General features: G+C 60.2%; 24 protein-coding genes. 10 read left to right on the forward strand and 14 right to left on the reverse strand.

The window, feature by feature from the left end; translation table 11 throughout:
* Positions 1 to 52 precede the first annotated feature (52 nt).
* The gene (locus AOZ53_RS19985) at positions 53 to 865 is read right to left on the reverse strand and encodes a hypothetical protein (RefSeq protein WP_131726783.1); all 813 of its coding nucleotides are present in this window, start codon (positions 863 to 865) and stop codon (positions 53 to 55) included.
* A gap of 14 nt (positions 866 to 879) precedes the next feature.
* Entirely contained in the window at positions 880 to 1,884 is a 1,005-nt protein-coding gene (locus AOZ53_RS19990) for a hypothetical protein (RefSeq protein ID WP_131726782.1), read from the reverse strand.
* A 315-nt stretch (positions 1,885 to 2,199) separates the two neighbouring features.
* Here AOZ53_RS19990 and AOZ53_RS19995 point away from each other — a divergent pair, with 315 nt between their 5' ends.
* Together AOZ53_RS19995 and traI are read left to right on the forward strand one after the other, a co-directional pair.
* Complete coding sequence (locus AOZ53_RS19995; RefSeq protein ID WP_054473442.1) at positions 2,200 to 2,499, forward strand: plasmid mobilization protein; 300 nt, start codon at positions 2,200 to 2,202, stop codon at positions 2,497 to 2,499.
* A gap of 2 nt (positions 2,500 to 2,501) precedes the next feature.
* Positions 2,502 to 4,553 (forward strand): TraI/MobA(P) family conjugative relaxase, encoded by a 2,052-nt coding sequence (gene traI, locus AOZ53_RS20000; RefSeq protein ID WP_082385707.1) that lies wholly within the window; start codon positions 2,502 to 2,504, stop codon positions 4,551 to 4,553.
* A 22-nt stretch (positions 4,554 to 4,575) separates the two neighbouring features.
* On the opposite strand, the gene AOZ53_RS35255 is transcribed toward traI, so the two are convergent.
* Both AOZ53_RS35255 and AOZ53_RS20005 read right to left on the reverse strand, forming a co-directional pair.
* The gene (locus tag AOZ53_RS35255) at positions 4,576 to 5,085 is read right to left on the reverse strand and encodes a 1-acyl-sn-glycerol-3-phosphate acyltransferase (protein WP_082385708.1); all 510 of its coding nucleotides are present in this window, start codon (positions 5,083 to 5,085) and stop codon (positions 4,576 to 4,578) included.
* Positions 5,082 to 6,341 carry a DNA methyltransferase gene (locus AOZ53_RS20005; RefSeq protein WP_054473440.1) on the reverse strand — a complete coding sequence of 420 codons (1,260 nt, stop codon included), beginning with the start codon at positions 6,339 to 6,341 and terminating at the stop codon, positions 5,082 to 5,084. The genes AOZ53_RS35255 and AOZ53_RS20005 overlap by 4 nt, the downstream gene beginning before the upstream one ends.
* 89 nt (positions 6,342 to 6,430) lie before the next feature.
* Between AOZ53_RS20005 and AOZ53_RS20010 the strand changes: the two genes are divergently transcribed.
* The 5 genes from AOZ53_RS20010 (at position 6,431) to AOZ53_RS20030 (ending at position 15,610) form a co-directional block, all read left to right on the forward strand.
* Positions 6,431 to 7,267: a hypothetical protein gene (locus AOZ53_RS20010; RefSeq protein WP_054473439.1), complete on the forward strand. Its 837-nt coding sequence runs from the start codon at positions 6,431 to 6,433 to the stop codon at positions 7,265 to 7,267.
* Between the two features lie 301 nt (positions 7,268 to 7,568).
* The gene (locus AOZ53_RS20015) at positions 7,569 to 7,877 is read left to right on the forward strand and encodes a hypothetical protein (RefSeq protein WP_054473438.1); all 309 of its coding nucleotides are present in this window, start codon (positions 7,569 to 7,571) and stop codon (positions 7,875 to 7,877) included.
* Between the two features lie 14 nt (positions 7,878 to 7,891).
* Positions 7,892 to 13,975, forward strand: a complete 6,084-nt coding sequence (locus tag AOZ53_RS20020; protein ID WP_231690649.1) for an Eco57I restriction-modification methylase domain-containing protein — start codon at positions 7,892 to 7,894, stop codon at positions 13,973 to 13,975.
* A gap of 176 nt (positions 13,976 to 14,151) precedes the next feature.
* Complete coding sequence (locus tag AOZ53_RS20025) at positions 14,152 to 15,282, forward strand: hypothetical protein (protein WP_054473437.1); 1,131 nt, start codon at positions 14,152 to 14,154, stop codon at positions 15,280 to 15,282.
* A 4-nt stretch (positions 15,283 to 15,286) separates the two neighbouring features.
* On the forward strand, positions 15,287 to 15,610 hold the full coding sequence (locus AOZ53_RS20030) for a hypothetical protein (RefSeq protein ID WP_054473436.1): 324 nt from the start codon (positions 15,287 to 15,289) through the stop codon (positions 15,608 to 15,610).
* 783 nt (positions 15,611 to 16,393) lie between these two features.
* Here the strand turns inward: AOZ53_RS20030 and AOZ53_RS34325 are convergent.
* Positions 16,394 to 17,029: a hypothetical protein gene (locus AOZ53_RS34325; RefSeq protein ID WP_131726781.1), complete on the reverse strand. Its 636-nt coding sequence runs from the start codon at positions 17,027 to 17,029 to the stop codon at positions 16,394 to 16,396.
* Positions 17,030 to 17,368: 339 nt separating this feature from the next.
* Between AOZ53_RS34325 and istA the strand changes: the two genes are divergently transcribed.
* A complete protein-coding gene (gene istA / locus AOZ53_RS20045; RefSeq protein WP_049077984.1) occupies positions 17,369 to 18,379 on the forward strand; it encodes an IS21 family transposase in 1,011 nt (336 codons plus the stop codon).
* Positions 18,376 to 19,146 (forward strand): IS21-like element helper ATPase IstB, encoded by a 771-nt coding sequence (gene istB / locus AOZ53_RS20050; RefSeq protein ID WP_005013542.1) that lies wholly within the window; start codon positions 18,376 to 18,378, stop codon positions 19,144 to 19,146. The genes istA and istB overlap by 4 nt, the downstream gene beginning before the upstream one ends.
* Before the next feature lie 284 nt (positions 19,147 to 19,430).
* On the opposite strand, the gene AOZ53_RS20055 is transcribed toward istB, so the two are convergent.
* The 9 genes from AOZ53_RS20055 to AOZ53_RS20100 all read right to left on the reverse strand — a co-directional run bounded on the left by AOZ53_RS20055 (position 19,431) and on the right by AOZ53_RS20100 (position 25,748).
* Complete coding sequence (locus AOZ53_RS20055) at positions 19,431 to 20,657, reverse strand: tyrosine-type recombinase/integrase (protein WP_082385709.1); 1,227 nt, start codon at positions 20,655 to 20,657, stop codon at positions 19,431 to 19,433.
* 10 nt (positions 20,658 to 20,667) lie between these two features.
* The gene (locus AOZ53_RS20060) at positions 20,668 to 21,450 is read right to left on the reverse strand and encodes a hypothetical protein (protein ID WP_054473432.1); all 783 of its coding nucleotides are present in this window, start codon (positions 21,448 to 21,450) and stop codon (positions 20,668 to 20,670) included.
* Position 21,451: 1 nt separating this feature from the next.
* Positions 21,452 to 22,069, reverse strand: a complete 618-nt coding sequence (locus AOZ53_RS20065) for a hypothetical protein (protein ID WP_054473431.1) — start codon at positions 22,067 to 22,069, stop codon at positions 21,452 to 21,454.
* A gap of 274 nt (positions 22,070 to 22,343) precedes the next feature.
* The gene (locus AOZ53_RS20075; protein WP_054473429.1) at positions 22,344 to 22,739 is read right to left on the reverse strand and encodes a hypothetical protein; all 396 of its coding nucleotides are present in this window, start codon (positions 22,737 to 22,739) and stop codon (positions 22,344 to 22,346) included.
* Between the two features lie 118 nt (positions 22,740 to 22,857).
* On the reverse strand, positions 22,858 to 23,388 hold the full coding sequence (locus AOZ53_RS20080; protein ID WP_054473428.1) for a hypothetical protein: 531 nt from the start codon (positions 23,386 to 23,388) through the stop codon (positions 22,858 to 22,860).
* 77 nt (positions 23,389 to 23,465) lie between these two features.
* Positions 23,466 to 24,596 (reverse strand): hypothetical protein, encoded by a 1,131-nt coding sequence (locus AOZ53_RS20085; RefSeq protein ID WP_054473427.1) that lies wholly within the window; start codon positions 24,594 to 24,596, stop codon positions 23,466 to 23,468.
* Positions 24,597 to 24,699: 103 nt separating this feature from the next.
* Positions 24,700 to 24,885, reverse strand: coding sequence for a hypothetical protein (locus tag AOZ53_RS20090; protein ID WP_054473426.1), 186 nt, complete (start codon positions 24,883 to 24,885; stop codon positions 24,700 to 24,702).
* Between the two features lie 129 nt (positions 24,886 to 25,014).
* Positions 25,015 to 25,530, reverse strand: a complete 516-nt coding sequence (locus AOZ53_RS20095; RefSeq protein WP_054473425.1) for a hypothetical protein — start codon at positions 25,528 to 25,530, stop codon at positions 25,015 to 25,017.
* Complete coding sequence (locus AOZ53_RS20100) at positions 25,527 to 25,748, reverse strand: hypothetical protein (protein WP_054473424.1); 222 nt, start codon at positions 25,746 to 25,748, stop codon at positions 25,527 to 25,529. Before AOZ53_RS20100 ends, AOZ53_RS20095 begins: the two co-directional genes overlap by 4 nt.
* A 705-nt stretch (positions 25,749 to 26,453) precedes the next feature.
* Here AOZ53_RS20100 and AOZ53_RS20105 point away from each other — a divergent pair.
* Positions 26,454 to 26,780, forward strand: a 327-nt coding sequence (locus tag AOZ53_RS20105; RefSeq protein ID WP_054473423.1) for a helix-turn-helix domain-containing protein, incomplete at its 3' end; no start/stop codon positions are given.

Here is a 26,780-nt window from a genome sequence, read left to right on the forward strand (position 1 = left end):
TGCATTGTTCCTTTTTTAATGCTCAATAGCTCACATTTTTACTGGTGAAAAACTAGAGCCCGCCCCGAAACTTCGGCGTTACCCCATACTTTCCGTGGAGCAGCGTAGTCATGTTGGCCTGCTCACGGGCCAGTACACGTTTGTACCAGCCATGCTGGGCGTGAAAGCTGAAGCCGTCCGCCTTGAGCACATCCTTGTGTTGGAACAGACCTACTTTCCCAAGTACGCAGAAGTAGATCGAATCGATCTCGTTGGCCGCCGCAGCAAGCACGCGCACGTTTTTGCTTTCGAGGTGCTCGTGAAGCCAACCGGTTTCGTCCGCGAGGATTGAATCGTCACACTCGATAACCCAAGCCCGCTCAGTGCTTGAGTACGAGTAGCCACGTTCCTTCAAGCTGTCTTTGAATCGAAAAGCATTGTCGACCTTGATCACCCACCCTTCCTTGCGCACAGCTGGCTTGAAGTCAAGGCGCCCGACACTTTTCTCTAATTGAGCAATGTCTCGCAGGCCGATCGCATCGGTGACGACAGCCAGGTCGATCACACCCATGCGGTGGCCCGTCTCCAATAGCAGCTTGTAGGTTGTGTAGAACTGCTTGTCATGGCCCGTTCGGCCATAGAGGCAGCAATCGACGTGGTGAGCGAGCTCGTGCACCGCTGTCTTGACAACGTGGGCTGCGGGGCGGCTTAGGTTGAACACGCGGATCTTTCGCGTGACCAGGTGATAGTCCCCGTGTCTTGATCGCATCTCCTTGGGGACAATCTCGACAGTGAAACTGCGCAGCATCACGCTGTTGGCTTCGAATGCCATCGCGGCGATCGAGCGTAGCGCTTCGTGAATGTCGTTGCTGTTCAGTGTGAGCATTTCCCACTCCATGGTCAGTTTCTGGGCTTTCCCAAGATTTTCGGCTGCATCTCGACGAAGTCTCCACTTGTTCGGCCAGTCCGGGTTTCCTGCATCGGCTTCCAATTGCGGCGCGCCACCATTTCCGAGCCCTTCTCCGTCCTCACCTCGCCATCGGCTGTTCGGTACTGCAAGCGCATCGTGTAGAAGCGCTGCGACTTGCTCAACATGAGGCCGGGGATCCCTGGGTGCTCCAGGTCTTTATCCGTGTAAACGTCAGTTGGCAGATTTGGCTCTTCTTTGACCTTGGTTGGTTCGGCATCGGTGACGCAAGTCAACGATGCCTGACCCGCGTCAGCCGCAACTAGCGGCTGACGCGGGTTTGTGGTCTTCGGCGGGCTTGCCTGCCGAAGTGGCGGGTTGCTTTTATGGTTAGGGTTACTTCCCGGAACGGGCGCTTGGGTGGTGCCCCGCCTTGCGGGGCTTTCCGGCGGCGGTGCCGAAGGCGCTGCCGCCGGTGCCGGGGCCAACCAGGCCCCGGCCGCGCCGCGATGAGTCGGCGCCCCTTCTCCGCCCACTAGTCGCCCCAGCAAGGCCTCGGTCCGCGCGGCAGCCTGGCCTTCTACTTGGCTGCGTACTTGCGCCTGTGCTCGACTCACCTCGGCTTCGCGTGTGTCCGCCCGTGCTGCATGCGGGCGCTCACGTGCCGCACTGTCGCCCTTCTCCGCACGCTGCGCCGACTGGTAGTAGCTCTCGCATTGCTCGAGCATATCCATGAGGAACTCGTGATAGTAGGTGCGCACCGTGCCGATGGCGAGCTTGAGGCCCGCATCGTTAAGGAGCTTCGTGATTTGCTTGAATCCGAAGCCGCGTTTGCGCATGCAGAACAGCTTTGGCATGAGTACGCGAAATACGTCGCGCTGGCTGTACTCCTCGGGTAGCAGCGCGCGGGCGGCGATGTCCAAACTCGCTTCAATCGCCTGCCGGTCAATAAGCCCAATACGCCGGCGTCCTGGTGCTCCGTCCATCGTCACTTTCATTTCACTTTAGTGGTGCCATCACTGGGTTGTTCCAACATTGACGTCGGCATGTTTGCGCCGAGTAAACGGCACATGCATAGTGGAAATAGTAAATATTCATTGTATATTTAGCGCTAATTTCACCTACATCTTTCAATCAACTTCTTGGACAGGATGCCAGTTGTCCGGACAAACTAAAGTTTGTCCGGCCACCGGGGGGCAATGCTAGGTCGCTTCGCGCCCGTCGCATTGCCCCCCTACTGGGGGAAACTCAGGGCTCCGCCCCGAGACCCCGCTGCGCGAAAACCTGTCAGGACTAACCGTAGACGTGGTGCCATGGGCTTCTACAAAAAAGAAATCACGGCGAACGTCCGCTTGGACGTTCGCGTGAATCCTCAGGAGAAAGCGGAGATCAAGGAACGCGCCGAACGGGCCTGTCTTACCGTGAGCGACTATGTGCGTCGCTGTGCATTGAGCAAGCGGGTAGATATGCGATATGACGTGGATGCCATCCTGGCCATCACCTCAGCGCGCGATCGCATTTCGGAGCTGCTGAAGCTCCCGCAGAGCCAGGTCACGCCGGCTGAAGCTAAATTCGCCTTTGAAGAAGTAATGGCCGCCATCCGCCGGGTCTAATCATGATCGTCAAAGTGGTTCCCGGTCGACGGGACGGCAAAACTGATATGAAGCAGCTCGCCCAATACATCACGCAGGGGATGGGCGAGCAGGTCCGGCAAGAAGCGGGTTTCGGCCAACTGACGGAATATATGGCTGCCGACGAGAATGTCTACGGCGAACAAAAGTGTGTAGCGGTGGCGCTTCACGGATTGGGCAATCTCGAAGATGCCGCGGTTGAGCTGTACGCCGTCGCGGCCAAGAACACCCGGGTGACGGACCCCGTGCTGCACCTGGTGGCCAGCTGGCCTGAATTTGAAAGGCCGTCCAACGAGGAGATCTTCTGGGCTGGACGACAACTGCTCAAGGCTCTTAACCTGCATGAACACCAATCGATCATGGCAATCCACGGTGATACGGACAATGTCCATGTGCACATCGAAGTAAATCGGGTCCACCCGGTGACATTCCGGGCGCAGCATTTACCCTGGCTGCACAAGACGCTACACCGCGAAGCTCGCCGTATCGAAATTGCTAAGGACTGGTTTCACGACACCGGCTTGTTTGTGGTGCAGCGTTCGGCTGACGGCAAAAAGTTCGTTGTGCCGAACACTGCCCACGTCGAAACGCCTGACATTGTCCATGGGAGAGCGCCGACCCGAGAGAATGGCGCCGGGCCCGATAGTGCTCCGGGCGCTGACGATCAGGACGTAGTGCGCTATCGGATCGACGCGCCTGATGGCGGCGGCGGCCGGCAGCACATGGATGTCTGGAGCGACGAGCCCAGCCTTATCAGCGTTTGCCGCGAGGTGGTGGTTGACGAGGTGATGGCGGCTCTAGAGGTGGACCCAACTTGGGACGCAGTTCACCACGTTCTTGCTGCCCATGGTATGCAACTACGCCAGAGCGGCGCGGGTGCATGGCAGCTCCAAGCGATGAAAGCTGCAGACGGAGAAATCATTCGGCTTCCCGCTAGCAAAGCGTTGCGCAAGCTGCACCTAAGCACCTTGAGCGATCGGCTGGGCACGTTCATCCCGGCCGAAGGTCCTTTGCGCCCACCTCCTTTCGAGCTTCCAGCCGTGCCTGGCCGGCGCGCCGAAGCAGCTGATGATCGAGGTCCCCCCAAACGCGATCCGGAGAAGCGGCTCTTGAGGCGGCTCGAACGTGCGGAGGCCCGGACCGCCTTGATTGAGCGATATCGCGCTGAGAAGGCTATGGCGCTGACGGACCGGGCCAGGCTGCGGGATGAGGGTAAGCAGATCACTGCTTGGCGCACCATGCAGCACGCAGCAGTCCGCGCCGAGTTCGCCCCGCGCCGCGCTGAGATTCAAACCAATCCTCACCTCAACGATTCTGTTAAGCGGCAGCAGTACAGTTTGCTTGCAATGGAGCGGATCCAGCAGAAACTCCGAATAGATGCCACGGCGAAGGAGCGACGCGATGCGCTTACCTCAAGCCTTCCGCCCGTTCCTCAGTGGCGGCCGTGGGTGGAGAGTCTGGCAGCCGCAGGGGACGAGGCGGCAATCTCCGCCTTGCGCGGGCTGGTCTATCAGGACCGGCGAGATGCGAACAAGGCTGCGCAGGGGCTTCAAGGAGAGAGCGACGGTAAAACCCAGCAGGACATCGATGGTGAAATTCGGCAGATAATCGCAAGGCGCCAACGCGAGGACGCCATTCATCCCCCTACCCTGTTGCCCCAGTCAGAAGCCCAAGTATTGCTACGTATGATCGATGGAATGCAATGGCGCGTTACGAGCAATGGCAGCATTCGCTATTCGAAGGATCAGGGCGACCCGCTCTTTACAGACCGTGGCAACCGCGTCACCTTTGATCGTCGCCATGTGAGCGATGACGAGTTGCGCCTGACCCTAATGCATGCCCGCGAGAAGTTTGGCGCCACGGTCGTTCTTTCGGGTAGCGATAAGGTATTCACGGAACGAATGGTGAAAGCTGCGGCCCAGCTGGGCATCTACGTGAAAAACCCTGAGCATCAGGGACTGTGGCGACAGCACGCCGCGGCCTCACAATCTGCAAATCGGGATAGGAAACCGACTGGTCGCCCTGGACGACGTTAGATCCACTACCCTGCAATCAAGCTTAGAACTCCAAGGCAATCTTTGGCCAGAGGCGTCTACCAGCTTTGGCGAAGAGACGACTCTGGTCCGCACCGAATATTTGCAATTCCAATACGGCGGCGCTTGCCTGGCTCGAAAGCCAACGGAACCCGGGACGGTCGGGACCCCGCGCGCCGGTGAGTGAAATCACCCCCTCTGGGAAGATGACTACGTTTTTGCCGGCACCGAGATTGCGGGCGAGAGTGCGTAGCCCGAATGGCGCTGAACTGTCCATCGGCACTACTTCTCCAAGCCCTAGCCATGTCAATGCGGCCAGGCCAACTCGCGCCCGCTTGGACCGACGGGCGAAGTTTGTGTCGACTGCGAAGACGAGTGGCACTGGAGATGCTAGGGCTACGACAATGCCGTCCAAAAGCGAGATATGGTTGCACGTCACAATGCAACCTCCTCGGGTCAGTGCAGCGACAGTGCTAGTCCGATACTGGACTGTGACGCGCAGGGCGCGCAGGGCTAGCATTGCACCTATTCTCATTTGAACCGCCCTGCCAGCTCTGCGAACGCCGGGTCTATCGTGTAGCCCGGACGTGACTGAAACCGCTCCGCGCTAGCGCGGAGATACTCATAGATCCACTCGACGACCACCCAGCGCCGGCGCAGGTTTTCCGCAGCCATACCCAATTTCACGGTGCCACCGCAGATGTCGACCACCAGGTCGTCCTCTCGCGACAGGTAGCGGATGAAAAACTCCACCACGGCCAGAGGCATCATTGCACCGTGCACCGGAAGTCCAAGTCTCAGTGCATCCCGCCGATACTGCTGCGTGTCGGCGCACTTGTGCCCGAAGGTCAGAACGTTGCGCGGAATTCGGCCCTCGGTCTTGTTGTTATATGAGGTCTTGCGAAGTCGATACGCGCCGTCGCCATATGTCTTGTCGCGGTCGCAGTAGCCCTGCAGGGCTACTCGGTCTAGGAATTGCTGATGTCGTTGCGTATGGGGCAAGAGAACTCCCCGATTGTCGGCGCGAACTCGAGACGGGTCGTTCGTGAGCCAGTAGATCGGCTCGTAGGCGGTGTTTAAGTGGACACGTTGAATGCTTGCCCATTGCACCGGCCCTGGGGGCTTGCTAGGGTTATGCCATATGAACTCATCCATTTTGTGCAAGCCCAGCCGATCATGCAGATCCAGCAGCAACCTTTCCCGGTAGAGAGAGCGCGAAGGCAACCCAGGAATGAACGCGTCATTGGTGATGCTCAATACAATCGATCCCCCGGGGAGCAATTTCTGAACCACCGGTTCCAGTGCACGGCACACGAAGTCGCGATATTCCGATTCGTCCGACGGATTCCCATATGCCCGCGGTTTGCGCAAGAAGTACGGGACCGACGTCATGCAAAGAGCAATTGGGGTATCCAGGTCCGGGAACACGTCTTCGCACGCGCCCCAGATCGCTACACCCAGCGTTGTGCTGAATGCGACCATCTTGACCCCGCCTTGCATCCGATGCAGGTCATTCTTGAGGCCTTCCGTAAAGCGCCAAACTCCGCGGCTTGTTTGGTCCCGCGTGAGGACGCCCAAATGCTTCAACGTTTGCTGATGCCACCGCACTGCGCGCTGAAAGACGTTATGCAACTGGCCCTTGATTGTCACTGTTTCGGCCAGCTGCTCGTGCTCTACACCAGCCCGTTCCGCTACGCGTTTGTACAGCGTAGTGTTGTCGAGACAGCCGTCGGGTGCGTCGGCGTAAACCGCTGCGACGTGATCGAAGAGATCCAGATTTCGTTGGGTCATGTTGCGCTCGAATCGTCAGTGACAATTTTCACTGGTGAAAAAACTAAGGACGGTGCTATATTGCATTAAATATTGCACAAAGGCTAGCCATGTCTACAACTGAAATCAGCTCTACCGATATCTCCAAGGCGCGGTCGCTGTTGGTCGCGCTTGACGCAGCCGTACTGGAAGGCGACGCGCCTACAGCGCTTGACGCACATCTTGCTTACGATGCGTTGGTGCACAGCCTGAACGGCGATTCCGCGTTGGGCACCTATGCTGACGAACGTAGCCCTGGCCTACTCTTGCAGAAGGAGTTGAAGGCAGCGGCCGGCGAGACACCCCTGTGGGGCCAGCACGGCGAATTTCTCATCGTAGTGAAGGGCACGCCGGCTTACGTTGAATACCGCCCAACTTCGTGGCTTCACGGTATTACCTTCCATGCAGTGCGAAATGCGCCGTTTATCTCGCCCACTGGTTTTCAGTCCGCGTTTCTCTCGGGGACCCCCGCAAAAGACCACCGCGGCCAGAGCGTGAGGGACGTGGCTGAGGCCCTTTTCGCAGAAAGCCTGGCCAAGCACAAAAAGCCGGTCTACCCGGAGAAGGTCTATGCGGACTATGCCGCCCTGCCCTTTGTGGTGCGCGAACTGGGCGCCCTGGAGGTCGCGATTGCAGTGGGCCAACACGTAGTTATCCTGGCGACCAAGCAACCGGGCTTGGTAGTCCGCGTACAGACCAGAAAGGGAAAGCTGCCACTCTATATCGTGGCCACCTTGGAGGGCACCAAAGCGTCGCCTCAAATCACGGAGGCATCCTATGGCTACGGCGACATTTCGGTTCTGACCGACGAGCAAGTGCGCTCGCTGAACAACCCTGTGAAATTCCTCACCGTCGGCATGGTGAGCGCCATACGGGCCATCAAGACACCAGAGAATGCTGCTTTTTAGCGGATGCGGCATTGTGCAATAAATATTTAACTACGGGTGCGGTAAGAGCGCGGTTCCACACCCCACGAGTTTGATGGTCAACATGGAGGCCGATCTCCTACCGAGGCCTCATCGACGGTTCGCCGTCGGTGAGGAAGTCAACTCCCCGGTTAAAGAGCGGTCTCCATGGCTAGAAAGAAAGCACCCGTTTTCGACGAGAATCAACTCGGCTTCGACTTCGACTTTACCCAGCGCCTAGACGCGGCTGAGCGTCTGAACGCGCAACTCTCAATTCCCGATAATTCCGAACAAGGAACGAATAATGCTGACAGCCAAAACGCAACCTCTGCAGCACGCAAAGCAGGTGTTGTTGCCTACGACTATCGAAGCGGTGAGACGCCAGCCGTACAACCGCTTTGGTTGGACGATTCTCGACCGCTGGGCATACAACAGCCCGAATCAGCTCAAGGCGCTGGAGAACCTGGGCGAGGTGGTCTTGCTCGGAAGGCTGCTCGAGCAGCAGGACACCGAACAGCAGGCCCTGACAACGGCCGCGGCGATCGATTCTCTCAGTCAAGGCTCCATGGCGCACGAGATCTTGCAGGCCTTGGAGATCAAGACGGAGCTGTAAGCACCGCCGATGGCTTGCACCAGAATGTCCCCGCCGAAGGCGTCGCCGCGAACTCGGTCGATCGGACGGTTTCAGAACGTAGTTTGACCAGGCGCCTGGCGGAGGCAAATGGGGACCGCGCGGCCCTGCTGGCGCTGAGCCGCATTCTGGATGACGCCACCGACGTAATGAACGGGGTCGATTTCCCAGGCGACGTTGCACGCGAAGCGCTAGATTTCGCGGAGCGGATCGACTTAGCACTCGCGGGAGACCTATCGCTGCGCGACGTCCGCGACGAGGCGTTGCAGCTGCTGGAGGAATGGCTCCGGCGAGATGATATCGACGAAGCCCGCTCCATGTTGGCCGGTGTTGAAGACGCGCTGCGTGCCGGCGTCGATCGCGCAACTTCTGTCCCTCCGCAAGTCGACCAGTCGAGCGTAGCGCCGCAGCAAGCTGCCAGCGCCATGGTCGAACTTGTTGACGATGAAGATGAACTCGATCGGCTTCAGGCCGACATGGCCGGTGAAGAGCCAGAACATGCCGCACTGATGGCGTTGAGCCAGATCCTGGATGACGCTACCGATGTAATGAACGGGGCCGACTTCCCGGGTGAGCTTGCACGGGAAGCGCAGGACTTCGCTGAACGGATAGATTTGGCGCTCGCGGGAGACGTGCCGCTCAGTTCAGTGCGAGCAGAGGCGATTGAGTTACTTGGCGAATGGCTCAAACGTGATGATATCGACGAATCTCGCTCCGCACTCGCGGGTGTCGAGAATGTGCTGCGACGCAGCTTGGGCCGTGCCCCCACAGCCTACGATACCCCCCCGCCGGACGCCAAGCCGGTAACCCAACTTGCTACCGACTACATCATCACCGAACGTGACCAGCTGGGCGCCGGCGGCGCCCGCACCAAGTTTCGGGACAACGTTGCCGCTATTCGCACTCTTCGTGACTTGGAGGCTGCGGGGCGAGCCCCAACCGCCCAGGAGCAAGCCAAGCTCGTGCGGTACGTCGGCTGGGGTGGATTGCCTCAAGCGTTCGACCCCAACAACGCCGAGTGGGCCGACCAGTACCGGCAGGTCGTCGAATTGCTGCCTCGTGAGCAGTACGAAGCGGCTCGACGTTCCACTCAAGACGCGCACTACACCGGCGAGTCCGTGGTGCGTGGCATGTACCAAGGGCTGCGCCGCCTAGGATTTACTGGTGGGCGAATTCTGGAGCCCGCTGCCGGCACCGGCCATTTCATCGGGATGGCCCCCGACGAGGTGCGAGGGTCGAGCCAGTTCACCTCCGTCGAACTAGACCCGGTCACCGCCCGCATTGCCAAACACCTCTATCCAAACGCTACGGTTATCAACCGTGGGTTCCAGGAGGTGACTATCCCGTCGAACCATTTCGACGTGGTGATAGGTAACCCCCCTTTTGGAAGCCAACGCGTCTACGACGCCCGCCACCCCGACCTGAGCCAGCTGTCAATTCACAACTACTTCATCGCCAAGTCGATCGACAAGCTTCGTGATGGCGGCGTGGGAGCATTCGTCGTCAGCAATTACTTCTTGGATGCTGCCGATTCCAAGGCGCGCGAATTAATCGCGAATCAAGCGAATCTGCTGGCGGCCGTTCGGTTGCCCAACACCGCATTCAAGCAGAACGCGCTCACAGAAGTGACGACGGACATACTGTTCTTCCAGAAGCGCTATCCAGGACAGTCAGCGGATCTCGCGTGGACAGAGACCGTCAAGCAAAACGACCCCGCAACCGGCGAGGAATATTCGCTGAATCGATATCTGGTGGAACACCCGGAGCAGATGCTGGGACAGATGGGGCTGCAAGGGAGCATGTATCGGGCGAACGTCCCTGCCCTCATCGGCCGGCCGGACATGGACCTCGCTGAGGGCATTGCCGGGGCGCTGGCGGCGCTCCCAGCCGGTATCTATCTGCCGTATCAGGAACATGGTGTCGCGCATGATGACGGCCTTGGCACGTCGCTGAACGTCGAGGTTCCTGCGCATACCAAGATTGGTGCGTATTTCCTGCTTCCTGACCGTCGCATCGCTCGGCGCGTTGACGACCATATCGACGTCCCTAGGGCCCAAGTCGTAGTTCCGAGAAACGATCGTGCTGGCGAGCGGATTCGCGGCCTGGTCGAGGTGCGCGCCAGCCTAAGAAATCTAATGACAGGCGAGCAGTCGGAGCACACAAAGGATGATGAACTTACGCGTCTACGACTTGACTTGAACCGCACCTACGATCGCTTCGTGAAGCGCCATGGCTTCATCAGCAGCGCGGCGAATAAGCAGGCATTCCACGACGATCCTGAATATCCCCTCTTGCATGCGCTCGAGCGCAACTACGACAAGGGCGTGTCACGGGAAGTTGCGAGGAGCACCGGGGCGGATCCGCGTCCAGCCAGTGCTGATAAGGCGGCCATTTTCACGAAGAGGGTAATGAGCCCACATCGGGAGATTCGCCAGGCTCAGACAGCGAAGGACGCAATGGTCGTGTCAATGAATGAACTCGGCCGGGTGGACGTGGGCTTTATGACCCGCATTTCTGGCAAGACGCAGCACGAGTTGCTATCGGACCTGCAGGACCTGGTCTACCAGGTGCCGACGACCGGCGAGTGGCAGACGCGGGACCAGTACCTTTCAGGCAACGTCAAGGAGAAGCTGGCGCTGGCCAAGGCGGCAGCCCAGCAGGATCCTGCCTATTTGGCCAACGTGCACGCCCTGAACAAGGTGCAGCCGCCGGATATCGACGCCGTCGACATTAGTGTCAGTCTGGGCACAACCTGGGTGCCGGCGGAAGTCGTCGACCAGTTCATCACCCACTTGCTCGGGGACGTTCGGCGCAACGTCTCATACCAACCTGCCATGGGCAAGTGGATTGCGCAGATCCGTGAACCGGCAAACGTCACGATGGCGCGATCGCAGTGGGGCACGCCAGATATTCCGGCCAACGAACTCATCTCCAGCATTCTGACGGGTCGCCCGATTCAGGTGAAGGAAGAAGTTGGGCGCAACGACAACGGCAGCATCATCTACCAGATCAACGAGACTCAGACGGCGGTAGCCAACCAGAAAGCTGATGAAATTCGGCAAGCTTTTGTTGATTGGATATGGGACGACAAGGCGCGGCGTGAGACGTTGACTTACCTGTACAACGAGCGCTTCAACACGAATGTCCCGCCGCAATACGATGGCTCCCACCTGACGCTTCCTGGCTCGTCGCTAGCGATTACGCTTCGACCACACCAAAAAAATGCCATCTGGCGCGGCATTCAAGATGGTGGTGCCCTATTTGATCACCGCGTTGGAGCTGGCAAGACGATAGTCTGCGTTGGGACAATTATGGAATCTCGACGCATGGGCCTTATGAAGAAGCCTATGGTTGTCGTGCCGAATCATCTACTTCTGCAGTGGAAGGATGCGTTCTATGAGTTGTATCCCAACGCAAATATCCTAGTCGCTGAGAAGACGGACTTCACGAAGGAGAACAGAGAGAAGCTGTTCGCTAGTATCGCCACGGGCGCTTGGGACGCGGTGATCGTTGCGCATTCGTCGTTCAAAAAAATCGGCATGCCGGCTGACACACTCGACCTCATCTTGAACGAGCAAATCACCGACCTATCGACGTCTATTGTTCAGATGAAGAATGAAAGCGGGGACCGAATCACCATCAAGGAGATGGAGAAGGCACGCGACCGCATGCAGGCCCGTCTTCAGCGCGCCGCCGAGACGGGAAGCAAGGATCGCGCAGTGTCGTTCGCCGATTTAGGCGTTGATGCCTTGCTTGTCGATGAAAGCCACGAGTTTAAGAACCTGTTCATCACCACCACGATGACGCGTGTGTCCGGCCTGGGAAACCTATCCGGCAGCGATAAGGCATTCGATCTCTTCGTCAAGGCCCGCCACGTACAGCGTACCAATGACGGGCGCGGCGTGTTCTTTGCCACTGGGACGCCCATTTCCAACACCATCGCAGAACTCTACACGGTGCAGCGATACATGCAATACGACGAGATGAAGGCGCGTGGTGTTGTGCATTTCGACGCATGGGCGTCCACCTTTGGGCAGGTGGTTACGGGCTGGGAACTTGATGCGACTGGTGTCAACTATCGGCTCAACTCGAGATTTGCGAAGTTTCAGAACGTGCCTGAGTTGGTGAACCTCTACAGGAGTTTCGCCGACGTGATTACCAAGGCCGACCTGGAGGCTCAGGCCGCGGCTCAGGGCCGGCGGTTTCCCGTGCCGAGGCTGCGCGATGGACGTCCGGCCAACATCATCGTCGAACGGTCGGATGCCCAAGCAAGGTTTATGGGTATCCAGCGGCCCCAACTGGATGGCCATGGTGCTCCCATGTTCCGGGCTGACGGCACACCAATCCTCAACTGGAACGAAGGCAGCATCATCCACCGGATGGAGAATCTCCCCGATGATCCGCGAATCGACAACCCGTTGAAGATCACCAATGATGCGCGAAAGGCAGGCCTGGACTACCGTCTTATTGACGCGGACGCGCCAGACTTCGCGGGAAGTAAGGTCAATGCCGCCGTCGACAGAATCGTCGACGTCTATCGCAGATGGGACGCTCGCAAGGGTACGCAGTTGGTCTTCTGCGATCTAAGCACGCCCAAAAACATTGGGGCTGATGGGCCCAAGCATGTGCCAACGCCGGAGGGCGTAGACGTTGACCAGGCCGACGACCTGGCTGAAGAACTACCCGCCGTTTCGATGGATGACTTACTGGCACAAAGTGCCGGCTTTAGCGTCTACAACGATGTGCGCGACAAGCTCATCAACCGTGGAATTCCTGCAGAGCAGATCCGGTTTATCCACGAGGCAAACACAGACATCAAGAAGGACAAATTGTTCGCTGCGATGAACAACGGTGACGTGCGTGTTCTCTTGGGGTCTACGGCCAAGATGGGTGCTGGCACCAACGTGCAACGACTGCTGGTCGCATCGCACAATCTCGATGCACCTTGGCGCCCTAGCGATCTTGAACAACGCGACGGCCGTATTGAGCGCCAGGGAAATGCGTTCTATGAGGCGGATCCCGACAACTTCGAAATAGAAATTTACCGGTACGCGACGAAGCAGACCTACGATGCGCGAATGTGGCAAACGATCGAGACAAAGGCGTCGGGCATCGAACAGTTCCGCCGCGGCGATTCATTGCAACGCGTGATCGAAGACATCGCTGGCGAATCTGCAAATGCAGCGGAAATGAAGGCGGCGGCGACAGGCAATCCGCTTATTTTCCAGCAAGTGAAGCTCTCGGCGGACTTGAAGAAGTTGGAAGCTGTTTTTTCAAGCTACAAGCGTGGCCGCCACTCGTTGGAGAGCCGGATCGCATGGTTAGGAAACGCGGACCGCCGCGCCAATGAAGTGATCTCTGACGCTCAACTCGAGATTGCGATGCGGGACAAGCACACCACAGAGGATTTCAAGTTCACGGTAGGAGCTCGCACATTTGGGAAAGACCAGCAGGATCAACTTCTCCATCACGTCTTATCCGGAATGAAGGAAGCGATCGAGTGCAAGACTAGCAATCTTGCAGACCAGATCAATCCGATCCGCATTGGTGACTATCGCGGCTTTCAAGTGTCAGCTTATTGCGAACGCGACGTGCTCAGGTTCCAGCTGAAAGGTGCCGGCTTGCATGCGCCGGACAACCTCAGATATGACAAGCAAGATGAATTCAAGCTGAGTGGGTTTTTCAGCCGAATCGACAATTACCTAGGTCGCCTCGAGACGCGAATCGAAGACGCAGATCGGCGGCGAGAGACAGAACTCGCGGAGTTGTCCAATGCGAAAGCGGAGTTGGCCAAGCCGTTCGCGCAGCAGGAGCAGTTGGAGGTACTTCGAAAGGATGTCGCTGATGTTATGACTGAACTTAAGAGGAGCCAGGCGAATCCGGCCTACGTGTCAGATTGGGTACCGCGAAGCTCGCTGACCGAGGCGAAGCGTGTGATCCAGGTAGTCCAACACGGGGGACAGGGTGACAGCGTGCCAGTCGTGGCGCAGCCAACAGCGAATCCCGCGCCTGCCATGCCGGACGGTCTGGAGAACTTGACGCGCTCAAACGCCCCATCACCGCGCCGACAGGCGCGATGACTACCGGCGCGCGCTGCGGCCGTAGCCGTGTGAAGACCTGCGGCTGCGCGCGCGCCCGCCAACCTGCCTCCAGGGCTTGCCCAACCGGGGCAGGTGCCGCACCCCTGCACTTGTCGCAATTGCAGTGTTTGCAATAAATATTGCATAATTCGGCATCAACTCGTAAAGGCATATAAATGATGCACAAAGCTCTGAGTGCGTTGGTCAGCCGGGCGCGGGCTTTGCGCTTTGATCGCATCCCCAGCGGAGTGCTGCTGGCGCTACGCCGCTATGGTCCGGAATTGGCTATAGCGCTCGGCTGCTACGCAGCGATTAGTTCGCCCTCGAGCGCTGCTCCAATGAACGCTGCTGTTGTTGAGCTACTTCAGTGGGTGAGCAACTTGGGCGCTATTGCGGTGGTCGTGATGCCCCTTTTCCATCTCTGGTGGGACGGCATGGCTTCACTCGGAGCCTATTTCATTCGCGTCGCGCGTGGCATGGCGGTCTATGTGCTGCTTGTTGCAGCGATTCGCCGCTTTGGGGACGAGCTTTACCAGTGGGCTGTTTCGAATCCAAGCGAACTCGGCATGCTGGTTGTTGTAACCTGCTCCGTGCTGTTGATCCTAAGGGCCATGCGCGGTGACCGTGTCTACTCGCAAGCGCAAGGGCCTACCTACGCTGCGGCCGGGCTGCTAGGGCGGTTCTCCGCACGGAACCTGAGCGGCCGTGACCGGCAGTTCGCCGCGGCTCACGAAGTGGGCCACGCCATCCTCCATGCTGCGCTCCCCCAACTGCCGGCCGCTTTCAACGTGAGGATCTTCCGGGAGCCCAACAACGAAGGTACCGCTGGGCAAGTTGTTGCGACCTTCAGCGAAGACCTATTTGTTCAAGCGGACTTTGCCGAGTGGTACATGTTGATGCTGCTCGCCGGCAAGGCTGCAGAGGCGCATGTAATGGGTAATACAGCGCTTGGCAGCGCTGGCGACTACACGCGATGGACCGAGCTGGCCCGGGATTACCTGGCCAATCACCAGGCGGGAATCTACTATGGCCGGCCTCGCGACATGTTCGACCATCAGCACAACGAGGCGCGCCTGGCATCACTCCAGGCACAGCAGCTCAAAACCTTAAGGGACTTCCTTCGTCTCAACTCCGATGTCGTGAATTCACTCGTCGCGCAACTGGTCGATCAAGGCTCGTTGACAGCTGACGATGTGAGGCCATTATTCAACCGTGTCGCATTCCCGGAAGGATTCCCTTTGCGAAGGAGTATGGACGAAACACCATACGGTGGATCGGTGCGGGAAGCCGGCGCGGCTAAGGAGTAGGCCATTGGCAACGCAAATCCACCCCGTGCCTGGCACCTTTCTGCGGCCGGTGGCGCGCCTTCACGATTTCTTCTTTTGCTACGAGGTGGTGCGCGCACTGCCTGAAGACGAAGAAGGGCCAGGTCACTGGACCGTAAGGCGCTGGGGACTCAGCGCCGAACGTCAGCCGTACCAGGATGATGGCCCCCGTGGACATAAGGCGCTGCACTACCTCACAAACATGGAGCGCGTCGCGCCAGGTGTCTGGAAGGACGCAACTTCGCACGACTACGAGCCGCTCTACTATCGCATTATCGATGTGGGCGGCCAGAAAGATCTCTTTTCATGAGTATCGCGACGTCGGTCCCGGCGAAGGCCAACCGTTGGTTTCCGCGGCGATCCTGTCTTGCAGATGTATTATCGTGCGCTTCATTATTCTCGTAGACATACCTCACGCGCATGGAATGTGCGTGGTAACCCGGAGAGTCGCATCCATGCTTCGCCGAACGAAGACCTGCCTGCCGATAGTCGCAGCCCTGCTTCAGATTGTCCCCATTGGCAGCGCCCGCGCCGCCGAGTCGCTAGCCGTGACATTCGCCTACGAAGCATCAAAGGTGTCTAGCGCAGCTGTTCCCGCACCTCGCACCGCCGGCCCCACGACCCTCCAGCTGGAGCGCGAGGCGGACGCAGCCACCGTGACCTATGCAGACCAAAGGACTACGCCGTACAGTCCCGCATGGTGCGCCGATACGGCGCAGTCAACGGAGCGCAGTCGGGCGCAGTCCACGACGGGGCTTCGCCTTCAAGTTGGCTACGATGGTCAGTCTGATTCCGAGGTGTTTTTGAAAGTCGATCTCGACTTGTCGGAGCTGGAGGCGCTACACCTCCTGCCGGCGGGCAATTGCTACCGTGAATCGCCCGTTATCTCTTCGACTCAGCTCAGGGGCACCTACGCTGTGCCGTTATCAGGCAAGGCCGTTTCCATACCACTCGCCAATGACGCAGGTGTGTTCGTACTGCGGGTGGAAGGGGCTACTGGTAGCTAGAGCACGCGCAGTGGTATTGGAAGTTCAGGATACTTTCCTAACGCGACCGGCTCCTTCGCGCTTGCCCGTTGGACAGCTGTCGAAGTTCAGAACGGCATGACGCTCGGATATTGTGGCGCCGGGACGTGGTCAGGTGTCGGATACAACAGCGCGAGAAGCTGAGCCACCAGTCGATCAACGCGGCGCTGTAGCTCTGCCAACGCGTCACCGATGGCAGGAACGTGCACCGGCTTACCTTGGAAGCGAAAGATCTTATCGTACGGATCGTAATGGCGCATCACGTTATGGTCCTTGGCGCCGTGCATTTCCGGTACTTCCCATGGCCCGATGCAGTCCTGCCAGTAGTCACCCGAGGCTTCCTGTTGAGCGGCCCATTGGTCTAACCGCTCGTCGAAGTGTTCTAGGCCATCACGCAAAGAGCGATCACACAATAGATGGTTTGAAGCAGGAAGGTCCAGCAGTTCGCGAAGCACTTCGGCACGCCGATGCCGGGCATCTCGCTTCTTGCCTGCTGGCCATAGAAGCCGGGATATGACGCCGGCGTGGGTCAGCAAACTGTGCATGTCACGGAAGAATGCTGCCGTTTGCACCTCGCCTTCTGCAACAGTTCGAGCCGTTGGATACGGCGATGGCCACTGCGTCAGCGAGCCGAATGCGATTCTAGCGATGCGGCACTGCGCTTGAATCTCCTGCAGGTAGAGCAACCGGGGCAAATTGTCCATTGAAACCTCTGGCCGTGTTGGCGGGGTACGCATAGGAACGCCGCTCTGCCAGAGCGGTCGCCCGATTTTTCACCAGAGCCGGTGGTCTGGTCAATTGGCGTTCAGACGGCTGCGCCCCGCCGCGTCGCGTAGGCTGTCGCCCACGACGCTCCAACCGTGATGCCACCAGGCAATGACTTCGGCCGCGGTGGCCACGGAGTCAGCGCCAATTACAGTGGCAACCTCGCGTGGTACACGCGGACCACCGATTTTCTGTCAGCGCCGATGTAATACTGACCCACCGCGTCGGAGTAAATCTGACCCACCTGGGCAATGATGGCGGCCTTTTGGCCGCCGACAATGTTGACTCAGGAGCAAGCAGTGGAGATCAAGGTAATGGCGCGTCGCGGCGTCAGCATTCGGGAGATGGCCAAGCAGCTGGGCTGCTCACGCAACACGATCAGGCGGTATCTGCGTGAGGCTGATGCCCAGCAGTACAAGCCCCGCGAGGCACGGACCACCAAGCTGGATCCGTACAAGGACTATCTGCACGGGCGCATCGAGGCGGCCCGGCCGCACTGGATTCCAGCAGCCGTGCTGCTGCGGGAGATTCAAGAGCTGGACTACCCCGGTGGTGTAACGCAGCTCAAGGAGTTTCTTGGCGGCTACAAGCACCAGGAGCCTGAACCGGTCGTTCGTTTTGAGACGCCGCCTGGCAAGCAGATGCAGGCCGACTTCACCCACATCCGGCGCGGCCGTGATCCCTTGATGGCCTTTGTCGCCACGCTGGGATACAGCCGTTCGAGCTGGGTGCGGTTCACCACCGATGAGCGCGCCGACACTTGGTTCGGATGTCTGCGTCAGGCCTTCATCTACTTCGGCGGCGTACCCCAGCACGTGTTGTTCGACAACGCGGGCGCCATCATCACCGAGCGCGATGCCTACGGCCCCGGCCAGCATCGCTGGCACAACGGGCTGTTGGCCGTCGCCCAGGAGTTCGGCTTCACCCCGCGTGTGTGCCAGCCTTATCGCGCCAAGACCAAGGGCAAGGTCGAACGCTTCAACGGATACCTGAAGGGCAGTTTCTGTGTCCCGTTGGCCGCGACCCTCAAGCAGGCTGGCCTGCGCTTCGATGTGACGGCAGCCAACGCGCACGTCGGTCGCTGGCTCACGGAGGTGGCCGATCAGCGGCTGCATGGCACCACTCGGGAGAGACCCGCTAAGCGGTTGCAGGAAGAGCGCCTGGCGCTACTGCAGTTGCCTGCGCAACACGGCATGTTGGTGCCAGCCACGTCTCACCGGCCTGTGCCGCGAGAGAGCTTCCAGCACCCGCTGTCGGTCTATAACGAGTTGCTGGAGGTGCGAGCATGAACCTTCAACACAACCGCATCGAACAGATCTGCGATGTCCTGAAGCTGGAGCGTATCGGCAGCGAGTGGCCCGCCATGGCCCAGCAGTGCGCCCGCGAAGACGCCAGCCATGGCGACTTCCTGGAGCGCCTTCTGGGTATTGAGAACGACGCCCGGATCGAACGCCAGCGCGCCGCCCTGATGAAGATCGCCACGCTGCCCTCGGTCAAGACCATCGAAGACTATGACTTCGCCTTTGCCAGTGGTGCGCCGCGTGCCCAGATCCAGGAACTGGCGGCCCTGAGCTTTATCGAACGGGCTGAGAACGTGGTATTCCTGGGACCCAGCGGCGTGGGCAAGAGCCACCTGGCGCAGGCATTGGCGTACCGTGCCGTCATGGCGGGCATCAAGACCCGGTTTCTGACTGCCGCCGACCTGATGATGCAGTTGGCCACTGCCCATAAACAGGACCGGCTGCAGCAGTACTTCAACCGCGCCATCATCGGGCCGCGCCTGCTGGTGATCGATGAGATTGGCTATCTGCCCTTCGGGCGCGAGGAAGCAAACCTGTTCTTCAACGTGGTGGCCCAGCGCTACGAGCGTACCAGCATCATCGTCACCAGCAATCTGCCCTTCAGCCAGTGGGCCTCGTGCTTCTCTGAGGATCAGACGCTGACCGCCGCCTTGCTCGACCGCCTGCTGCACCACGCCCATATCGTGCAGATTGCCGGGGAAAGCTACCGGCTCAAGGACAAGCGCAAAGCAGGAAACATCAAGATCAGGAACTAGGTTTTTGAACGCCGGGGTGGGTCAGTTTTACTCCGACGATTCCGACGAAAGTGGGTCAATTTTCAACCGGCGTTGACAATTTTCCCCCTCATCATCATGGACCGTCGGGTCAATGGCGGCACGGCAGATCTCTTTGACCTGGCTGAGTGTGGTTTGCACCGTTGTAGTCGTGCAAAAAAAGGCTCAGCTGCGCCGGCTGGACAGTTCGTACTTGTCCATCAGCTGTAGCAAGCGGATCCCCTGCATCGTCGGGGTTGAACAGCCATCGCGACCAAAGCGGGGTGTTACCTAGGACGGTCCTCAAGAGCCCGCGCCACCTCAAGGAGGTCCAGGTTGGTATATACCATTGAGGTCGCCATGTCTGCGTGGCGTAAAGCCTCAGCAATCACGCGCGGATGCGCACCCTGCAGCGCCAGTGCCGTGCCATAGGTATGTCGTAGCCAGTGGGTCGATGCCCTCTTCAAGAGCACGGCCACCGGGCTGCCAGCAGTCTGAGCTTTGGCTGCGGCGTCGAACTCCTTACGAACAATGGCCCAGATGTTTTGCCGCGATCTGACCGCCAACCACATTCCTCGGCCTCGCCGCCCGCGCGCTGACTGGTACTTCATGTCGTCTTCGGCCGCCGCGGTTTGAGGTGAAAGGATCAGCGCCTGCTCCTCGCCCGGCTGAGGCATGTCGGCCAAGCCAAACGCCCGACGATAGTTCATCAAAGCTTTGACGACGGTAGCGTCTAACACCACCCTGCCCTCGCGCCCTCCCTTCTGTTTGCGGACCGTCATGCCCCAGTACAGTCGAGCGTTCTGCGGATCGGAAAAGCTGAAGATGTCGGCCATGTCTGCACCGGCGACCTCGTCGGCGCGCAATCCAGTGCGCTCGATAAGCACCAGCAGGAAGGCATTGCGCCAATAAACTAGATGGTCACGCGCTGTGCGCTTCGTGCGGTCGTCCATACATTTGCGCACGATGGCCAACGCTTGCGCTGGAATGGCGTGACGCGCACCGGGGCCACCCCGCTGGGGGCTTTTCAGCTTAATTGTCGCGAATGGATTCGCGCGCACGTAGCCCGCCTGCTGCCAGAAGGTGAACATCGTGCCAAGAATCCGCGATGCTGCTGCGATGGCAGTCGGCCCGAACTTACCTGACCTAAAGGGAGTCCAGTCGGGCGCACCGTATTCGGCATGCGGCGGGCAAGGAAATCGCGCAGGTTGTTTGTTCAGGAAGGCAATGTAGCCGTTGGCATCTTGGAGATTCCAATGTGTGGGCTGCGCGGCGCCAACTAGTTTGCAATACCAACGCAGGCGGCGTACTTCGCGGCGATATGTACTGACGGTGGCCGGCGAGACGGGCCTGGCCGCAAGCGTAGTCAGCCATACCTCTGCTGCATCCCAGTCATTGCACACTGGCCCCAGGATATGGGAGTGAGCGGGGCCACTAATCTGAGTGGCCTGCACGTGGACGGGCTGGTCTATTGAAGAAGAAGCACTGGTTGGAAGCTGATTAGTCGAGGTCATGGGAGCGCGCTCAAGAAGACTGCTTGGCAGCGGAGACACGTTGTTGTAGCGCCGCGCTGCGCTGAGCAAGCGCGTCTCGTTCAGTTCTTACAGCAATCAACTCTTGGTCCCGTTGGGCCACTAGCTGCCGCGCAAGACGCAATTTCTCTTCCACGTCGCGTGTTTCGGCGCGAATGGAGTCGACGCGCAGCATGTTCTGCCGGTTCTCCGCCCTAGCGCGGTCTTGCTCCTGGGCCAGCGCCTCGGTCAACCTTGTGCATTGTGTTTGCAGATGCGTCACGCTTTCGGCCAGCCCTGCAAGTTTCGCCGTGGCAGCGGCTGCTTCTAGAAGGGCTTCTTCCTTCACACGTTCAGCGGCTGCGGCCTGCGCTTCACGTAGCTGCAGCTGCTCACGGAAATAGTCGAGCTGCGCGGCATGGAAGCGGGCTAGCTCTGCTGTCATGGATACTGCTGTAGGCACCGATTGTTTAGGTCCAAATGGCTGTGCATCCCCCTCGTGATGCGGGGCGACGCTGCGGTTCGCCAAGGCCGTCGGCAAACTGTGCCTGTAGCGTGCGACTTCCTCCCCTACAGCCGTGGTCGACGGCGTTCGGTCGGCCAGTTGTCGAAGCAGCTGGCGAATCGTGCTCGCACCCAACATTTCACCCGTGATGGAGTGAAGCACGGGCAGGATCTCTCGGACGAACTCCCGGCCTGTGCAGTTTGGGCCCAGCTTGGCGTCGATCTCTTGCGCCGCCGTGCGGATGCGGCGTGCCTGGTGGTCGGGGAGTGGAAGAATGGAGCGGCGTCCCATTCTAGTTCACCGCCATGCCCAAGCGCGCCAACGCAGTGCGCAATTGCTCGCTATCGCCTGAGGAATACGTGGGCCACGGAGCCAGAGGTTTACCCATGGGCACCCCAAAGAGAACTAGCGATGGGCAGCGATATCGCGCTGGCTCGCTAGCCAAGTCCGCGAGCACCAGATCATAGGGGCATGAAATGTCAATCTTGCCGGTGAGCTGCAGAGCGGAGACATAGCTCACCGCAGATTTTTCGGGGCTGCGGAAGAACCAGAGATGATCGCCGACTACAAAGCACATATAGACGCCAGCGATCAGGGCCGCAGTCCATGCAGGTCGCGCGGCGGTTAGCTGGCCTGGCACCTTGGCCGGAAGATGAACCAGGCGCACCGCGGCCAGCAGCAAGGTCAGTATTCCCCCTGCCAGGAAGCCCCAGACCGACCAGTTCGTGCTGTCCAACTGCACTGAGATCAGGTTCATGCGGGTGAGCATGCCCCAAAGGGATCCGTAGGCTAATGCCGACCCGGCAAGCATGTGCGCCAGCGCCCAGCCCCACTGTCCGCGTGCCAACGAGTGCACGGTGGTATATAGGTGCAGGATCGCCAGGAAAAGTAAGGCAATGAGAAAGATCATGAGATTCCGAGTTAGGCGTTATGGCTGTAATGGGCGCGGCTGGGCCGGAGGGTAAGCCCCTACTGGCACCCGCTAGGGCTTTGGAAGGTTGCCTTGCTGCAGACATCGAGCGACGCTTGCGCCTCGACCGCACCCCACGCGCATGCCGCAGCAAATACGGTCGCGGAGATAAAGATCGCTGCGCGCCCCTTCATAGCCGCACCGAGCGCTACCAGAACGCTCGCCACGAGGCAGACGATGAGAAAGAACTTTGCAAATTCCATAGAATTACTTCTCACTTTGCAGCGGGTGCGGTGCTCTCCCGCATGACGAGCAGTAGCCGCGCTTCGTCGACCAGCTGGGCCAGCATGCCGGCGCCAATCTCGCCGGCATCGCGATTCAGGCCGGCCAGGCGCTGCAGGAGCGCCGTGACCGGATCCTGGTCGGCCGGACGGTTGAACGCCTCGGCATGGCCGGGCATGGCCTTGGCCAGCGCCTTCAGGCGCATACTGTCCAGGTGCTGCTGGCCGCCGTGCGTGGTCACGTTGTGCCAGAACATGTAGACGCCGTGCGCCACGCCGGCACGGCGCACTTGGATGGCGGGGTCGGTCGCTGGCGCGCCGCCGGCGATATCCTGCAGTTCGCGCTCGGCCGCGGCCGTCAGTTGCTGATAGTTCCAAGTCTTGAGCATTGTCGTGCCTGTGTCGGTGAGGTTGGTAGCTAGATGGCCCGGCCCGAGTTCAGACTGGACCGGGCGCGGCGGCGCGATCGAGTGCGGCCCACAGCGCCGGATCTGCAACGCGCCGGCTCTACCAATTGCCCTTTCGCAGTGAAGCGAAGGCTCCTGTGTAGTCGAAATGAATCAGCGCATGCAGATCACGCTGCCGCGTCGCGCTGCAGGCCTTAACGCAGTCCTCGTAGAAATATGTCGAGCGCGAATTCTGTAGATCCTCGATGATGTCCCCCCAGCGCACGTCATAACTTTCAGGCGCTTCGCCAGGCTCGCCGTCGTACTGAGCAAGGAGGGTGAACTGTCGCACCGCTATCCAGCCCGTTCCTCCCGGCCCAGGCTCGAACCGATACAGCAGACCCAACTTCGCATCGAGCCGCGCCAGTGCCTCGGTCGGTGTATCCCCTTGTGTGGCAGGGAACAGCGGGTTGCTCCAAAGAAAACCTTGCGCCTCGGTGCCCTCGATATCGCTTCCTTCCAACATGCTGAAAAGGAACTCGGTCGCTGGGCGCGGCGCTGCTATTGCGCGGAAATCGCCACCGTAGCGCTCTCGCTCTACGCCGAGATGATCGGACGAGGCGGCCAGGTATTTATTCAGGTTGTCGAACATTCTTTCGATCCTCTGCAATCATCAACATTCGCGTTCCTGTGTCGGTAAGGTTGGTAGCCAGACGACCCGGCCCGAGTTCAGACTGGAGCGGGCCCGGCGGCGTGATCGAGTGCCGCCCACAGCGCCGGATCTGCAACGCGCTGCCTGGCCTCGGCCGGCAGCGTATGGGCCGCCCTGTCGAAAGCCGCCAGCGCGGCGGCCTGGTCGGCGCCATCCAGAACTCGGGCCACGACCAGGTCGAACACCGGCGCTTCGACGTACCACGCGGAAGGCTTGACGCCAGAAAGCCACGGCTGCAGATGGTCGACCACGGCGCGTTGGCCGGCCAGAACGCGACCTAGCTGCGCCACGGCATGGCGCACGGCGCCAGCCTGGCCAGGCTCCAGCGTCACCGTGAAGCCTTCGCGGTAGTCCGTCACTCCTGGGGCGTACCTGGCCATAAACGGCGATTGCGCGGCGCAGTTGAGCACGTCGCCCTCGATGCGGATTTCGTCCAGGTCAAAGCTGAGTCGCTCCTCCGCGTCCAGGCCCAGGCTTGCGCCCCGGTCGCGGTCCTTACCGGTGGCCTGGGCGATGGCCTGCGTCGTAGCCGATACGTGGATATCAATTTGGTCACGTCCGCCGGATGGATGCACGTTGATGACCAGGCGATCGCCCACGATCAGAAAGCCGTTGTGGTGCCGAATGGGGGTTACGGTGGGCGCGGCCGCGGCCTCAGCCTGGGGCTTGGCAGCGCGCTGCGCCGCCGGCGCGGACTCGCCCGCGACGATGCCGGCGGGGGGCACGAGCGCGAGCGAGGCATATTGCGACGAGTGATCGAGCTGCGCGGTCATCCAGGCCGCGTACAGCGCCGGCGCCTCGGGCACCACGAACACAGGGGCTCGGACCCAGCCTTCGACCTTGTCGCCCATCCAGGCGCTTTCAAAGAGGCGGTCGACGTGCCGCGCGGACAGCCCTTGGTCCACCAGCTCCGGCGCCGAACTGAGGCTGTCGTAGGCCTGGTCCAGCTCCTGGAAGGCGGCCGGGAACATCGCCTGCAGGGCGCGCCTGATCGCGAGGTGCGCAGCATCCCGGCCGGCCGCGCGCACGAAAATCGTGAAGGGCTCGCAGCCTACGTCTGCAGGCAACGATTCGACCTGGGCGCGCCAGAGGTTGCGCCAGCCATGCGGCAGGGGCTGGAGGTCGGTGTGCGGGTCGGATGCGGTCATGGCTTTCCATGTGGGCGTGCGGGGTGCGCTTCGGACACGGCCATCGGCGTGCCGGCGCGGGCGTCCAGGACTGGGCGGCGAGCAGCGTTCAAGCGGGGGCCAATTAGCTTCCGCCCCAGGCCTCCAGCGTCAGGCACGGCTGCAAGTTTTCCGTAGCGGGCACCTGCACCACCCGAACGTCGCGGGTTTCGTACTGCAAGCGCGGATTCTGCAGGTCGGGATACGCAATGACAACTTCCAGTTCACCGGGCAGATCCTTGAGTGCCAGGCGAAGGTCTTCAACGGTCATTCCACTCATAGCAAGGCTCCAATGGGTTGTTGCGAGGTGTGGTGTACGAGGCCGGCCGAGCCGCCCTCTTCGCGCCAGAGGCCTGGCAGGGCCTGTGGCGGCGTGTCGGTGTGCGTGTGTTCCATCGCCCTACTCCTTCATCTGCACGCTCGAACGGATCGTGCGCGCAAGCTGGAGCAGCATTGCGAGAATAGCCATGCAAGCGCTGGTGACAGGCGCTGCCGTGGCGGCAGCGGCCAAGAAGGTCGTGATCGCCGCAGCGGCATTGACCGCCACGCTATCCGCGCCGGGTCGCGCTGGCGCCCAATACTCCAGGCCCAGGGGGAACCAGTGAAACCAGACGTAGATGAACCACAAGCAGGCTGAGGCGCTCACGCCCCTGACGACCTCAGACATGGCAGTCTTGTCGCGGGTGGCGAGCATGCCGGCGACAAGCGTGAGCACGGCCACGACGACAGACACCTGCAGGGCGCGCTGCGGATCCGCATCGACAAGTAGATAGGCCGGGTAAAGCAGGGCAAGAAACAGGGCATACCCTGCCCCGTCGAGCCACCGGCCGGCCGAGTCAGAATTCGGCTTGCCTTGGCGCCCTGCCCCGGGGGTGCTCGCGGCGGGCAGGGCAGGCGGGGGCAGTTGCACGGTCATTGCTGCGGCTCCGACGCGGTGCACGGCACCAGCAGATCCGGCCAGACCTGCCAGCGCAGCTCGGGCTGCTCGCGCCAGGGCTCGCCCTGCTTGGCCACCACCACCATGCCGGGCGTCGTCGCCGGCACATCCAGGCGCACCAGGCCGGCCAGGCCGCCCTCTTCCCGCCAGAGGCCCGGAAGGGCCTGTGGCGCTGCGTTCTTGTGCGTGTGTTCCATCGCCCTACTCCTTCATCTTCAAGCGCCTGAGCGCCATTGTGGGGGCCCTGCGGGGGCTGGCGCCCTGCAGGCGCGCGTTATCAGAGGATATTACGGGTGGCGCGCCGCTTTTTTTAGCGCATGGGGGCCACTCTACCAGGGTTATTTAACCCGGGTCAACAAAATCTCTTAGACATATCCGGGCATATGTCCTAGAGATTGGTGAGGGTCGTTTGCTCGATCGCTGGCCGCGTAGTGCTACATGGGTAGCACATAGTGCTATCAAATGCGGGTATACTTGGGCTGTGTTCGGATCCTGCACGCAGACGTCTGATGTCGAAATTCATCTAACTTGGGATTTACGTCATCCAGTTTGGGAATCGAGATTTTTCGATATACAAGCACTGGCGCGGCCTTCAACCAGATTTCGCCGTTGGAGGTCCGATTCGCATATGTCATTCTTGCTGATGCCACCTGTCATCCCCGGAATGATGCATCCGAGTGGCTGGCAACCCCTGGGCAGCTGACCAATTCGCGAGGCCAGTCTGCCCGCCCTGGCGGGCTTTCTGCTGGGGCCGGCGTACCGCACGCCGCTGGCGCGGAATCCCCCCGCGGCGCCGGCGGCTTGTGGTGCCCAACACGCCTGGCAGCCCTTTAGAGGATCCGCTTGACACGCCCCAGGGTTGACGGTAAATTGTCAGCATTATCAATTTTTCGTCAATTATCATGCCCTATCCGTTCGATCCCGAATCCCCTGTTTCCACCGTGGAAAGCCTGCCGGCCAGCGTGCACTCGGCCGATGGCAAGGTCGTCAACCTGCAGGTGTTTGGCCAGCTGGTCGTCGGCGGCCGCGCGCTGCTGGGCAAGACCCGTGGCGATCTGGCCACTGACACCGGCATCCATCACACCAATATCAAGAAGATCGAGGAAGGCACCTTCCGCGACCTGGACCGCTGCGCCAAGGTGCAGCAATACCTGGAGCACGCCGGCATCGAGTTCATGGCCGGCACGCGTGAAATCGTGCTGCGCTACAACCCCGACATCGACAAGACC

The organism is Achromobacter sp. 2789STDY5608621 (assembly GCF_001299375.1).
GTDB classification, from domain to species: Bacteria; Pseudomonadota; Gammaproteobacteria; order Burkholderiales; family Burkholderiaceae_B; genus Achromobacter; species Achromobacter insuavis.